This is a genomic window from Thermoactinomyces intermedius (assembly GCF_013912365.1).
Classification (GTDB): domain Bacteria; phylum Bacillota; class Bacilli; order Thermoactinomycetales; family Thermoactinomycetaceae; genus Thermoactinomyces; species Thermoactinomyces intermedius.
The window spans coordinates 55,058-65,067 of the sequence record NZ_JACETT010000049.1 but is presented as its reverse complement, the minus strand read 5'-3'; the positions used below and the strand labels follow the sequence as shown (position 1 = coordinate 65,067).

The following is a 10,010-nucleotide window of genomic DNA, read 5'->3' as shown; positions in this document are numbered from 1 at the left end:
TCTTATTTTTTCTTGTTCGCTACAGTGCGGCGAGGACCTTTGCGTGTGCGTGCATTCGTTTTGGAGCTTTGACCGCGAACAGGCAGCCCGCGACGATGACGAATTCCGCGATAACATCCGATCTCGATCAACCGTTTGATGTTTAATGCCACTTCACGACGAAGATCCCCTTCGATGACCAGGTTTTTGTCAATGAAGCTGCGCAATTTTGCTACTTCATCTTCCGTCAGGTCACGAACCCGGGTATCCGGATTGACCCCCGTCTCTTTCAAAATTCTTTTCGATTGGGAACGACCGATTCCGTAGATATAAGTGAGGGCAATTTCTACGCGTTTTTCACGTGGTAAATCGATTCCGGCAATACGCGCCATACTTTACACCTCCCGTCATTAACCTTGTTTTTGCTTATGCTTCGGATTTTCACAAATTACCATGACTGCCCCTTTGCGACGAATCACTTTGCATTTTTCGCAAATGGGCTTTACTGAAGGTCTCACTTTCATTTCAGCACCCTCCTGTCTTAAGCGTCTTTCAGCAACTGCTCACAGGTCTTTACTTGTAACGATAAGTGATCCGTCCACGGGATAGATCGTAAGGAGAAAGTTGAACAGTTACTTTGTCTCCCGGCAAAATACGAATAAAGTGCATGCGAATCTTTCCGGAGACATGGGCCAGAACTTCATGACCATTTTCCAACTCTACACGAAACATCGCATTCGGTAAAGGTTCTTTTACAATCCCTTCTACCTCGATCACATCTTCTTTGGCCATCGATTCACACTCCTTTATGCTCCTGCTTGAGCAAATATTGGTTCAGGGCGTATCGTAACTTCGCATTATCCACTCGACGATACTTCTTCAAATCAGCTGCAATCTCCTGATTAATCGTATTCGTCACTTGAATGTGCTTGACATTCTTCTTTTTCGGGCATTCCATCTTTCGCCGGTTCCCGTCCGCCAGAAGAACGAAATACGGTTCTTGACAGCCGACCACGATTGCGAAGTTCCCTGCATCACGTCCGCGCAAAATGCGTACAATCTGTCCGGGACTCGGGAGACAATCCACATCTGTCACGTCCATCACCCTTCACCTGGATTACGCTTTGGTCAGAATCTCATAGCCGTCATCTGTGATCGCGATGGTATGCTCAAAGTGCGCGCAGAGAGAACCATCCGCCGTTACGACCGTCCAATTGTCAGCAAGTGTTTTGACAAACCGTTTTCCATAGTTGACCATCGGCTCGACCGCAATGGTCATTCCGGATTTCAAACGGGGTCCTTTTCCGGGAATCCCGTAATTCGGAATGCTCGGACCTTCATGTAAGTTCCGGCCCACACCATGCCCGACATACTCCCGTACGATGGAAAAACCGGCTTCTTCGGCAACGGTCTGGATGGCATGGGAAATATCACCCACTCTGGCCCCGGCTTTGGCTTGCTCCAGTCCTTTATACAAAGACTCTTCCGTAACCTTCAACAATCTTTCCGCTTCCGGACTGATCTTTCCGACCGGATAAGTCCAAGCCGAATCTCCGTGATATCCTTCATAACATGCACCGATATCCAGAGAGATAATATCTCCTTCTTTTAATTCGCGGTTTCCAGGAATCCCGTGTACCAACTCATCGTTGACGGATGTGCAGATACTGCCTGGAAAGCCATTATACCCCTTAAAGGAAGGCGTCGCACCATATCCGCTAATCACTTTTTCCGCCAGCCGGTCAAGCTCTTTGGTGGTAATCCCGGGCTGAATGGCCTTTTTTAACTCCTGATGTGTCAAATATACGATCTTTCCGGCTTCTCTCATGCGTTCGAGTTCATTGGCCGATTTGATGATAATCATGACTTCGCCCCTCGAATCACGGACATAATCTCTTTGGTTACATCTTCGATCGGCTGCTTCCCATCGACACGATGAAGTTTGCCAGTTGATTCATAATAGCGCAGTAACTTTTGGATCTGCTCCATGTTGATTTTGAGACGTTCTTTCACCGTCTCAATCTTGTCATCATCCCGCTGATAAAGTTCACCGTTGCAGCGGTCACAAACTCCATCCACTTTTGGCGGAGCAAAAACGACATGATAAGTCGCGCCACACTCGCGGCAAATGCGTCGACCCGTCAGACGTTTCAGGAGTTCCTCCTCATCAACATCAATATAAATCACATAATCGATGGGACGATTCAACTCTTTTGTCAATTCATCCAGTGCTTCAGCTTGCGGAACCGTTCTGGGAAAGCCATCCAACATAAATCCGTTTGCACAATCATCTTTGCCCAAACGTTCACGCACAATACCGATCGTCACCTCATCAGGGACCAATTTTCCCTGATCCAGGTAAGTTTTTGCCTCCAGGCCAAGCGGTGTTTCCTCTTTCACTGCCTGGCGAAACATATCTCCGGTCGAAATATGCGGGATCTTCAACTCATCAATAATGTGCGCTGCTTGCGTCCCTTTCCCGGCCCCGGGTAAGCCCATGAGTACAATATTCATCAATATCCCTCCCGGTTCAACTGTCTACGGGTTTGGTCCGCACTTACAGAGAAAAAATGGATTTGCATGCCCATATCATAGCCCCGGAAACAAATCCGGGGGATGGACAATGCTCATTTATGCATAAACCCTTTGTAATGGCGTCTGATCAACTGACTTTCGATCGTTTTCATCGTTTCCAATGCCACACCGACCACGATGAGAAGCGAGGTTCCGCCAATCTGAACGGTACTGGGCAGACCCGAAAAGTTGATGAAAAAGATCGGCAAAATGGATACGGCCGCCAAAAACACCGAACCTGTCAAAGTTAAGCGATTCATCACCTTGGTCAAATAGGTTGAAGTGTTTTTTCCAGGCCGGATTCCCGGAATAAAGCCGCCATTTTTCTTCATCTGATCAGCCAATTGAATCGGATTGATTTGCACGAATGTGTAAAAATAAGAGAATCCGATGATCAGGATGACGTACAGAACCATCCCCAAACCAAAATGGGTGTAGGTGAAATTGGCCTGAATCCAATCCGCAACCGGATGCCCTTGCCAGAAGCTGGCAATCGTCACCGGGAACATGAGCAAAGCCAGTGCAAAGATCACCGGAATCACGCCGGCTGCATTGATTTTCATCGGAATGTGCGTCGACTGACCGCCGTACATTTTACGGCCAACCACCCGTTTGGTGTACTGTACCGGAATTCTGCGAACACCTTGTTGAATATAAATGACCCCGATCACAACCAGGATCACAACCAGCAAAATTCCAACGGCTTTCAAAATTCCAAGGAACAATTGGTCTTCCTGAACAAACAATGTGTTGTAAATCGCACCCACATGAGACGGGATGGCTGCCACAATCCCGGCAAAGATCAAAATGGAAATTCCATTTCCGATTCCTTTTTCCGTGATTTGTTCGCCCATCCACATCAAAAATGCGGTACCCGCTGTCAGTGTGAGAGAAATCAAAGCATAGGACCAAACGCTTTGGTCTTCGATAAAGCCGGTAATATAACGGTTGAAACCAATGGACAATCCGATGGATTGAATCAATCCCAACACAATCGTAAAGTAGCGGGTAAACTGTGCCAATTTACGGCGACCCACTTCACCTTCCTTCGCCCATCGTGCAAAGGCCGGAATGACATCCATCGTCAAAAGTTGCACAATGATCGAAGCAGTGATATAGGGCATAATCCCCATCGCAAAAATGGAGAAGTTCGTGAAAGCCCCCCCGGAAAAAGCATTGATGAGACCAAAAACACCTTGTGCTTGATCCATCAACATTTGGAGAGCCTCGGCGTTAGTGTTCGGAACCGGAATAAAACTTCCGATCCGAAAAATCACTAACATCATCAAAGTGTATAAAATACGCCGACGAAGATCTTCCACCTTAAAGATATTGCCCAGGTTCCGAATCATTAGATTACCTCCGTCGCTCCACCAGCGGCGTTAATTTTCTCCTGCGCTGAAGCAGAGAATTTGTGAGCTTTCACCGTCAGCTTTTTCTCCAGTTCGCCATTGCCAAGAACTTTCAATCCGCTTTTCAGGTTTTTAACAACGCCTTCTTTAACCAAGAGTTCCGGTGTCACAACGGTTCCGTCTTCAAACCGGTTCAACGTGTCCAGGTTGACGATTGCGTATTCCACACGATTCGGGTTTGTAAAACCGCGTTTCGGCAAGCGGCGGTAAATCGGCATTTGACCCCCTTCAAAACCAGGGCGTACACCGCCACCGGAACGTGCATTTTGTCCTTTTTGACCACGTCCCGAAGTTTTTCCCTGACCCGCTGCAATACCACGTCCAAGGCGTTTTTTCGCTTTACGAGCGCCGGTAGCTGGCTTTAATTCATGCAATTTCATCCCTCGCACCTCCTCTTCAGCATGTCATCCAAAAATCACTCGTTGATTTCTTTGACTTCTACCAGGTGTGATACCTTGTTCAGCATCCCGCGAATTGCCGGATTGTCTTGATGCGTAACGGTTTGTTCACGTTTTTTCAAACCCAGCGTACGCAAAGTTACGCGTTGGCTTTCCGGGCGGCCGATCATGCTGCGCTTGAGGGTAATCGCCAGTTTTTTAGCCATGGTCATCCCCTCCTTATCCCAACAGTTCCTCTACGCTTTTACCGCGCAGTTTTGCTACGTCTTCCGGACGTTTCAAGTTTTCGAGTCCATTCAGCGTAGCGCGTACCATATTGATCGGGTTGTTTGAACCTGTCGATTTCGTCAGAATGTCACCAACACCTGCAGCATTCAACACGTCACGCACAGGACCTCCGGCAATGACTCCGGTACCTTTCGATGCCGGCTTCAAAAGAACTTCCCCGGCACCAAAACGGCCGATCATTTCGTGAGGAATCGTGCTTCCCAAAAGGGGGACACGAATCATATTCTTTTTCGCATTCTCAATTCCTTTGCGAATGGCTTCCGGTACTTCAGCCGCTTTTCCGATCCCTGCTCCAACTTTGCCTTTGCCGTCGCCGACAACGACAAGAGCGCTGAAACTGAAGCGACGTCCGCCTTTTACAACTTTTGCCACACGGTTAATGCTAACCACTTTTTCGATAAACTCTGATTGCGCAGCATCTCTTTTGCGCGGCTTCTCTTGTTTGCTCAAAAGTCCAGACCTCCTTCCCGTGCTCCTTCAGCCAAAGCTTTCACACGACCATGATAAATGTATCCGCCGCGATCAAAAACAACTTTATTGAATCCTTTGTCCGCAGCTCGTTTCGCAATCAATTTGCCGACTTCGCGTGCCGCATCCACTGTTCCGCCATTGACACCTTTTTCTTTGATTTCTTTATCCAAGGTCGAAGCAGCTGCCAATGTGTGTCCGGCCATGTCATCGATCAATTGAGCGTAAATGTTTTTGGAAGAACGGAAAACGTTCAAACGGGGACGCTCAGCGGTACCAAACACTTTGTTGCGAACACGCAAATGGCGTTTTTTCCGTCTCTCGTTACGACTTACTTTACGAATCACGGTCTAGTTCACTCCCTTCTTGATCATGCTACGGTTTACTTCCCGGTTTTCCCTTCCTTACGACGAATCACTTCATCGCTGTACTTGATTCCTTTGCCTTTGTAAGGTTCAGGTACACGGACTTTCCGGATGTTGGCGGCCATTTCACCAACAACTTGTTTGTCGATCCCTTTGACAACGACTTGTGTTTGGGAAGGGACATCAATCTCGATTCCATCCATCGGAGTGATCTCCACCGGATGAGAATAACCGACGTTCAAGACCAGTTTGTTTCCTTTTTTCTGAGCCCGATAACCGACACCAACCAACTCGAGGGTTTTGGAGAATCCTTTGCTTACGCCTTCCACCATTCCGGCGATCAAGCTGCGGGTGGTTCCGTGTAAAGCACGGTAGGTCCGATGATCGTTCGGACGTTCCACCACGACTTGATTCTCTTCCACCTTGATGCTGATATCGGAATGGAAGTCACGGGACAAGGTGCCTTTCGGTCCTTTCACGGTAACCTTGTTCCCTTCCACGTTTACTTCAACCCCGTTTGGGATTTCAATCGGTTTTTTCCCGATACGAGACATAACATTCACCTCCATCCGTAAACCAATTACCAGATATACGCAATGACTTCTCCGCCGACTTTTTGCTCACGGGCCTCTTTGTCCGTCAAAATCCCTTTGCTGGTGGACAAAAGAGCAATGCCCAAACCACGCAAAACACGCGGAATTTCATTGGCTTTTACATAAACGCGCAACCCGGGTTTGCTGATCCGTTTCAATCCGGTAATCACTTTTTCATTGTTTGGTCCGTACTTCAAGAAAATCCGAATAATGCCTTGTTTGTTGTCTTCAATATATTCCGCGTCGCGGATAAAACCTTCACGTTTCAAGATCTCGGCGATTTCCCGCTTCATACGGGATGCCGGAAACTCAACACTTTCATGACGAACCATATTGGCATTCCGAATTCTTGTCAGCATATCTGCAATCGGGTCTGTCATCACCATGTGAAACCCTCCTTCCTATCCTATTACCAACTTGCTTTTTTCACGCCGGGAATCTGCCCTTTGTAGGCCAATTCTCGGAAGCAAATACGACACAGACGGAACTTACGCATCACCGAATGCGGGCGACCGCAACGTTCACAGCGCGTATAAGCACGAACTTTGAATTTCGGTTTGCGTTTCGACTTCACGATCATCGATTTTTTGGCCAAGTGATTCCCTCCCTTCAAAGTTTTGCCGTCCCGTTATTTGCGAAAAGGCATTCCCATCAATGCCAACAATTCACGCGCTTCTTCATCCGTATCGGCTGTCGTCACGATCACGACATCCATTCCGCGAACTTTGTCCACTTTATCGTAAGAGATTTCCGGGAAAATCAATTGCTCTTTCAAACCGAGGGTGTAGTTTCCGCGTCCGTCAAAGGATTTCGGGGATACCCCGCGGAAATCGCGAACCCGTGGCAGAGCCACATTCATCAGTTTGTCAAGGAAATGATACATCCGTTCTCCACGAAGGGTTACTTTTGCACCAATCGGCATTCCTTCACGGAGTTTAAATCCGGCAATTGACTTTTTCGCCCGTGTCACAACAGGCTTTTGACCGGAAATCAATGTGAGGTCTTCCACTGCACCATCCAAAGCTTTGGAGTTTTGTACAGCTTCACCCACACCCATGTTGATTACGACTTTTTCCACTTTGGGTACTTGCATGGTAGATTTGTATCCGAATTTTTTCATGAGGGCAGGAGATACCTCATTGAGATACTGCTCTTTCAAGCGTGCTGCCATCAGGGTTAACCTCCCTTCATCAAACATTACTTGTCAAGAATTTCTCCCGATTTTTTCGCATAGCGCACTTTTTTCTTCTCGCCGTTTTTGCCTTCCACAAACTTGTAACCGACACGGGTCGGCTCTTTGGTTTTCGGATCTTCGATCATCACATTGGATACATGAATCGGTGCTTCCTGTTCAACGATCCCGCCTTGTGGATTGGCTTGGGTCGGGCGAGTGTGCTTTTTGACCATGTTGACACCTTCAACCAGCACACGGTTTTCTTTCGGCATTGCTTTAATCACACGGCCGCGAGTGTAAACTTTTTTGCCATCTGCGAAGTACGGAGCTTCTTTACCTCGCATCACAATGACCATATCACCCTTTTTGATGTGCATACCGGGCACCTCCTTACCTGCAGAAGTGTTCTGTTTTCATCTTCATGAAATCCTTAGAGTACTTCCGGTGCTAAAGAGATGATTTTCATGAAGTCGCGGTCACGCAACTCACGGGCAACGGGTCCAAAAATCCGTGTACCGCGAGGGCTTTTATCATCTTTGATCACAACCGCGGCGTTTTCGTCAAAGCGGATGTAAGAACCGTCCGGACGACGTACGGAACGGACCGTGCGTACCACCACGCACTTCACGACATCCCCTTTCTTGACAACGCCACCGGGTGTAGCTTGTTTTACAGAAGCCACAATCACATCACCGATACCGGCCGATGATTTTTTCGATCCACCAAGTACACGAATGCACATTACTTCCTTCGCACCAGAGTTATCTGCCACACGCAAACGTGTTTGAGGTTGAATCATGACATTCCCTCCTTCCCGCTTCAATCATGCGCTTGTCATTAAACAATCACTGCTTCTTCAACGATTTCAACCAAACGCCAGCGCTTATCTTTTGAAAGCGGACGTGTTTCCATGATTCGTACAACATCTCCGACTTTTGCACGGTTTTCTTCATCATGCGCTTTGAACTTTTTGGTGTATTTCACGCGTTTTCCGTACAATGGATGCTTTTTGTAGGTTTCAACAGCGACGACGATCGTTTTATCCATTTTATCGCTGACCACTTTGCCGACACGTACTTTACGGCGACTTGTGCGCTCGTTCATCCCTGTTTCCTCCTTTCAATCCCTAGTTCGCGCTCCCGCAATACGGTTTTACAACGGGCAATATCCTTGCGAACCTGACGCAACCGGGCCGGGTTTTCCAATTGACCGGTTGCCGATTGGAAGCGGAGGTTAAACAGCTCTTCTTTGTACTGTGCGAGCTTTTGCTCGATTTCGGCGGTGGTCAATTCGATCAGCTCTTTTGCTTTCATTCGTTACCACCCGCTTCTTCACGTTTTACAAATTTGGTTTTGATCGGAAGTTTGTGAGCTGCAAGACGAATCGCTTCACGGGCCACTTCTTCCGGAACCCCTGCTACTTCAAACATCACTTTGCCAGGTTTCACAACCGCCACCCACTTTTCGGGCGAACCTTTCCCGCTTCCCATCCGTACTTCGAGGGGTTTTTGAGTGATCGGTTGATCCGGGAAAATTTTAATCCACACTTTCCCGCCACGTTTCATGTAACGGGTCATGGCAATACGGGCAGCTTCGATTTGACGGTTGGTGATCCAAGCCGGTTCAAGCGCTTGTAAACCAAATTCACCGAAAGCGACTTCCGTACCGCCTTTTGCCCTCCCTTTCAAACTGGGGCGATGTGGACGGCGGAACTTCACGCGTTTTGGCATCAGCATAGGTTACTCGCCTCCTTCCGCTGCTCCTTCTTTATTTTTTTGCGGCAAAACTTCGCCACGATAAATCCATACCTTCACACCGATCCGGCCGTATGTGGTATGTGCTTCGGCAAAACCGTAGTCAATATCAGCACGCAATGTGTGAAGCGGAACCGTTCCTTCGCTGTAACCTTCACTGCGTGCAATGTCTGCACCGCCAAGACGGCCGCTCACCAAAGTGCGAACCCCTTTTGCTCCGGCACGAACCGAACGCTGAATGGCTTGTTTCATCGCACGACGGAATGAAACACGGCGTTCCAGTTGTTGTGCAATGTTTTCAGCTACCAGATATGCATCAAGCTCCGGGTTTTTCACTTCGCTGATGTTGATGTGAACTTTCTTGCCGGTCAATTTGGTAAGAGCCTGACGAAGTGCTTCCACCTCAGCTCCACCTTTACCGATCACCATTCCGGGTTTCGCGGTATGAAGGGTGATGTTAATGCGATTTGCAGCACGTTCAATCTCAATTCCAGACACCGCTGCGTCTTTCAGGCGTTTTTTGATATACTCACGGACTCGAATGTCTTCGTGCAAGAGATCTGCATAGTCTTTATCCGCATACCATTTGGATTCCCAGTCGCGGATCACGCCGACACGCAGACCCACCGGATTTACCTTTTGACCCAAAGCTTCATCCCTCCTTATTCAATCATTCTTTTTCAGAAACAACTACCGTAATGTGGCTTGTGCGTTTGTTGATACGGCCCGCGCCACCCCGAGCACGTGCAATGTAACGCTTCATCGTCGGCCCCTCATCTACGAAAGCTTGCTCTACATAAAGACGATTGGTGTCCATATTGTAGTTATGCTCCGCATTCGCTACGGCGGAGTTCAACACTTTCTCAATAATCGGAGAGGCGGCACGAGGAGTAAAGCGTAAAATGGCAAGTGCCTCTTCTACAGATTTGCCGCGAATCAAGTCAATCACCAGACGTGCTTTACGGGGAGCGATCCGCACGTAACGAGCAACTGCTTTTGCTTTCAT

The 10,010-nt window shown here is 48.1% G+C and carries 22 protein-coding genes; all 22 read right to left on the bottom strand.

What is annotated here, in order from left to right:
- Nucleotides 1-2 precede the first annotated feature (2 nt).
- Entirely contained in the window at nucleotides 3-371 is a 369-nt protein-coding gene (rpsM, locus tag H1R82_RS11870; RefSeq protein WP_037997804.1) for a 30S ribosomal protein S13, read from the bottom strand.
- A gap of 18 nt (nucleotides 372-389) precedes the next feature.
- Entirely contained in the window at nucleotides 390-503 is a 114-nt protein-coding gene (gene rpmJ / locus H1R82_RS11865; protein ID WP_022738894.1) for a 50S ribosomal protein L36, read from the bottom strand.
- A gap of 49 nt (nucleotides 504-552) precedes the next feature.
- Nucleotides 553-771, bottom strand: a complete 219-nt coding sequence (gene infA / locus H1R82_RS11860) for a translation initiation factor IF-1 (protein WP_037997807.1) — start codon at nucleotides 769-771, stop codon at nucleotides 553-555.
- Between the two features lie 4 nt (nucleotides 772-775).
- Nucleotides 776-1,081, bottom strand: a complete 306-nt coding sequence (locus H1R82_RS11855; RefSeq protein ID WP_181732424.1) for a KOW domain-containing RNA-binding protein — start codon at nucleotides 1,079-1,081, stop codon at nucleotides 776-778.
- 15 nt (nucleotides 1,082-1,096) lie between these two features.
- Nucleotides 1,097-1,843 carry a type I methionyl aminopeptidase gene (map, locus tag H1R82_RS11850; RefSeq protein ID WP_181732423.1) on the bottom strand — a complete coding sequence of 249 codons (747 nt, stop codon included), beginning with the start codon at nucleotides 1,841-1,843 and terminating at the stop codon, nucleotides 1,097-1,099.
- Entirely contained in the window at nucleotides 1,840-2,493 is a 654-nt protein-coding gene (locus tag H1R82_RS11845) for an adenylate kinase (protein WP_037997815.1), read from the bottom strand. Before H1R82_RS11845 ends, map begins: the two co-directional genes overlap by 4 nt.
- Before the next feature lie 113 nt (nucleotides 2,494-2,606).
- Nucleotides 2,607-3,905, bottom strand: coding sequence for a preprotein translocase subunit SecY (gene secY / locus H1R82_RS11840; RefSeq protein WP_181732422.1), 1,299 nt, complete (start codon nucleotides 3,903-3,905; stop codon nucleotides 2,607-2,609).
- On the bottom strand, nucleotides 3,905-4,345 hold the full coding sequence (gene rplO / locus H1R82_RS11835) for a 50S ribosomal protein L15 (RefSeq protein ID WP_181732421.1): 441 nt from the start codon (nucleotides 4,343-4,345) through the stop codon (nucleotides 3,905-3,907). Before rplO ends, secY begins: the two co-directional genes overlap by 1 nt.
- 35 nt (nucleotides 4,346-4,380) lie before the next feature.
- Nucleotides 4,381-4,569, bottom strand: a complete 189-nt coding sequence (gene rpmD / locus H1R82_RS11830; protein ID WP_181732420.1) for a 50S ribosomal protein L30 — start codon at nucleotides 4,567-4,569, stop codon at nucleotides 4,381-4,383.
- A 13-nt stretch (nucleotides 4,570-4,582) separates the two neighbouring features.
- Nucleotides 4,583-5,050 carry a 30S ribosomal protein S5 gene (gene rpsE / locus H1R82_RS11825; RefSeq protein ID WP_198053510.1) on the bottom strand — a complete coding sequence of 156 codons (468 nt, stop codon included), beginning with the start codon at nucleotides 5,048-5,050 and terminating at the stop codon, nucleotides 4,583-4,585.
- Between the two features lie 47 nt (nucleotides 5,051-5,097).
- Nucleotides 5,098-5,466: a 50S ribosomal protein L18 gene (rplR, locus tag H1R82_RS11820; RefSeq protein ID WP_037997828.1), complete on the bottom strand. Its 369-nt coding sequence runs from the start codon at nucleotides 5,464-5,466 to the stop codon at nucleotides 5,098-5,100.
- A gap of 35 nt (nucleotides 5,467-5,501) precedes the next feature.
- Entirely contained in the window at nucleotides 5,502-6,038 is a 537-nt protein-coding gene (gene rplF, locus H1R82_RS11815) for a 50S ribosomal protein L6 (protein WP_037997831.1), read from the bottom strand.
- A 26-nt stretch (nucleotides 6,039-6,064) separates the two neighbouring features.
- Entirely contained in the window at nucleotides 6,065-6,463 is a 399-nt protein-coding gene (gene rpsH / locus H1R82_RS11810; protein ID WP_037997834.1) for a 30S ribosomal protein S8, read from the bottom strand.
- Nucleotides 6,464-6,486: 23 nt separating this feature from the next.
- On the bottom strand, nucleotides 6,487-6,672 hold the full coding sequence (locus H1R82_RS11805; RefSeq protein WP_037997836.1) for a type Z 30S ribosomal protein S14: 186 nt from the start codon (nucleotides 6,670-6,672) through the stop codon (nucleotides 6,487-6,489).
- Between the two features lie 33 nt (nucleotides 6,673-6,705).
- Nucleotides 6,706-7,248 carry a 50S ribosomal protein L5 gene (gene rplE, locus H1R82_RS11800; RefSeq protein ID WP_181732418.1) on the bottom strand — a complete coding sequence of 181 codons (543 nt, stop codon included), beginning with the start codon at nucleotides 7,246-7,248 and terminating at the stop codon, nucleotides 6,706-6,708.
- Nucleotides 7,249-7,274: 26 nt separating this feature from the next.
- Nucleotides 7,275-7,628 (bottom strand): 50S ribosomal protein L24, encoded by a 354-nt coding sequence (rplX, locus tag H1R82_RS11795; RefSeq protein WP_037997839.1) that lies wholly within the window; start codon nucleotides 7,626-7,628, stop codon nucleotides 7,275-7,277.
- A gap of 53 nt (nucleotides 7,629-7,681) precedes the next feature.
- Nucleotides 7,682-8,050, bottom strand: coding sequence for a 50S ribosomal protein L14 (rplN, locus tag H1R82_RS11790; RefSeq protein WP_181732417.1), 369 nt, complete (start codon nucleotides 8,048-8,050; stop codon nucleotides 7,682-7,684).
- A 38-nt stretch (nucleotides 8,051-8,088) separates the two neighbouring features.
- The gene (gene rpsQ, locus H1R82_RS11785; RefSeq protein WP_037997846.1) at nucleotides 8,089-8,355 is read right to left on the bottom strand and encodes a 30S ribosomal protein S17; all 267 of its coding nucleotides are present in this window, start codon (nucleotides 8,353-8,355) and stop codon (nucleotides 8,089-8,091) included.
- Nucleotides 8,352-8,564: a 50S ribosomal protein L29 gene (gene rpmC, locus H1R82_RS11780; RefSeq protein WP_037997849.1), complete on the bottom strand. Its 213-nt coding sequence runs from the start codon at nucleotides 8,562-8,564 to the stop codon at nucleotides 8,352-8,354. Before rpmC ends, rpsQ begins: the two co-directional genes overlap by 4 nt.
- Nucleotides 8,561-8,986, bottom strand: coding sequence for a 50S ribosomal protein L16 (gene rplP / locus H1R82_RS11775; RefSeq protein ID WP_181732416.1), 426 nt, complete (start codon nucleotides 8,984-8,986; stop codon nucleotides 8,561-8,563). The genes rpmC and rplP overlap by 4 nt, the downstream gene beginning before the upstream one ends.
- Nucleotides 8,987-8,989: 3 nt before the next feature.
- Nucleotides 8,990-9,652 carry a 30S ribosomal protein S3 gene (rpsC, locus tag H1R82_RS11770; protein WP_037997062.1) on the bottom strand — a complete coding sequence of 221 codons (663 nt, stop codon included), beginning with the start codon at nucleotides 9,650-9,652 and terminating at the stop codon, nucleotides 8,990-8,992.
- Between the two features lie 22 nt (nucleotides 9,653-9,674).
- Nucleotides 9,675-10,010 carry a 50S ribosomal protein L22 gene (gene rplV, locus H1R82_RS11765; RefSeq protein WP_181732415.1) on the bottom strand — a complete coding sequence of 112 codons (336 nt, stop codon included), beginning with the start codon at nucleotides 10,008-10,010 and terminating at the stop codon, nucleotides 9,675-9,677.

What these genes read in the sequence shown, in the direction of transcription:
- rpsM (WP_037997804.1), bottom strand. Translation starts at nt 371, where the DNA reads ATGGCGCGTATTGCCGGAATCGATTTACCACGTGAAAAACGCGTAGAA.
- rpmJ (WP_022738894.1), bottom strand. Translation starts at nt 503, where the DNA reads ATGAAAGTGAGACCTTCAGTAAAGCCCATTTGCGAAAAATGCAAAGTG.
- infA (WP_037997807.1), bottom strand. Translation starts at nt 771, where the DNA reads ATGGCCAAAGAAGATGTGATCGAGGTAGAAGGGATTGTAAAAGAACCT.
- H1R82_RS11855 (WP_181732424.1), bottom strand. Translation starts at nt 1,081, where the DNA reads ATGGACGTGACAGATGTGGATTGTCTCCCGAGTCCCGGACAGATTGTA.
- map (WP_181732423.1), bottom strand. Translation starts at nt 1,843, where the DNA reads ATGATTATCATCAAATCGGCCAATGAACTCGAACGCATGAGAGAAGCC.
- H1R82_RS11845 (WP_037997815.1), bottom strand. Translation starts at nt 2,493, where the DNA reads ATGAATATTGTACTCATGGGCTTACCCGGGGCCGGGAAAGGGACGCAA.
- secY (WP_181732422.1), bottom strand. Translation starts at nt 3,905, where the DNA reads ATGATTCGGAACCTGGGCAATATCTTTAAGGTGGAAGATCTTCGTCGG.
- rplO (WP_181732421.1), bottom strand. Translation starts at nt 4,345, where the DNA reads ATGAAATTGCATGAATTAAAGCCAGCTACCGGCGCTCGTAAAGCGAAA.
- rpmD (WP_181732420.1), bottom strand. Translation starts at nt 4,569, where the DNA reads ATGGCTAAAAAACTGGCGATTACCCTCAAGCGCAGCATGATCGGCCGC.
- rplF (WP_037997831.1), bottom strand. Translation starts at nt 6,038, where the DNA reads ATGTCTCGTATCGGGAAAAAACCGATTGAAATCCCAAACGGGGTTGAA.
- rpsH (WP_037997834.1), bottom strand. Translation starts at nt 6,463, where the DNA reads ATGGTGATGACAGACCCGATTGCAGATATGCTGACAAGAATTCGGAAT.
- rplE (WP_181732418.1), bottom strand. Translation starts at nt 7,248, where the DNA reads ATGGCAGCACGCTTGAAAGAGCAGTATCTCAATGAGGTATCTCCTGCC.
- rplX (WP_037997839.1), bottom strand. Translation starts at nt 7,628, where the DNA reads ATGCACATCAAAAAGGGTGATATGGTCATTGTGATGCGAGGTAAAGAA.
- rplN (WP_181732417.1), bottom strand. Translation starts at nt 8,050, where the DNA reads ATGATTCAACCTCAAACACGTTTGCGTGTGGCAGATAACTCTGGTGCG.
- rpsQ (WP_037997846.1), bottom strand. Translation starts at nt 8,355, where the DNA reads ATGAACGAGCGCACAAGTCGCCGTAAAGTACGTGTCGGCAAAGTGGTC.
- rpmC (WP_037997849.1), bottom strand. Translation starts at nt 8,564, where the DNA reads ATGAAAGCAAAAGAGCTGATCGAATTGACCACCGCCGAAATCGAGCAA.
- rplP (WP_181732416.1), bottom strand. Translation starts at nt 8,986, where the DNA reads ATGCTGATGCCAAAACGCGTGAAGTTCCGCCGTCCACATCGCCCCAGT.
- rplV (WP_181732415.1), bottom strand. Translation starts at nt 10,010, where the DNA reads ATGAAAGCAAAAGCAGTTGCTCGTTACGTGCGGATCGCTCCCCGTAAA.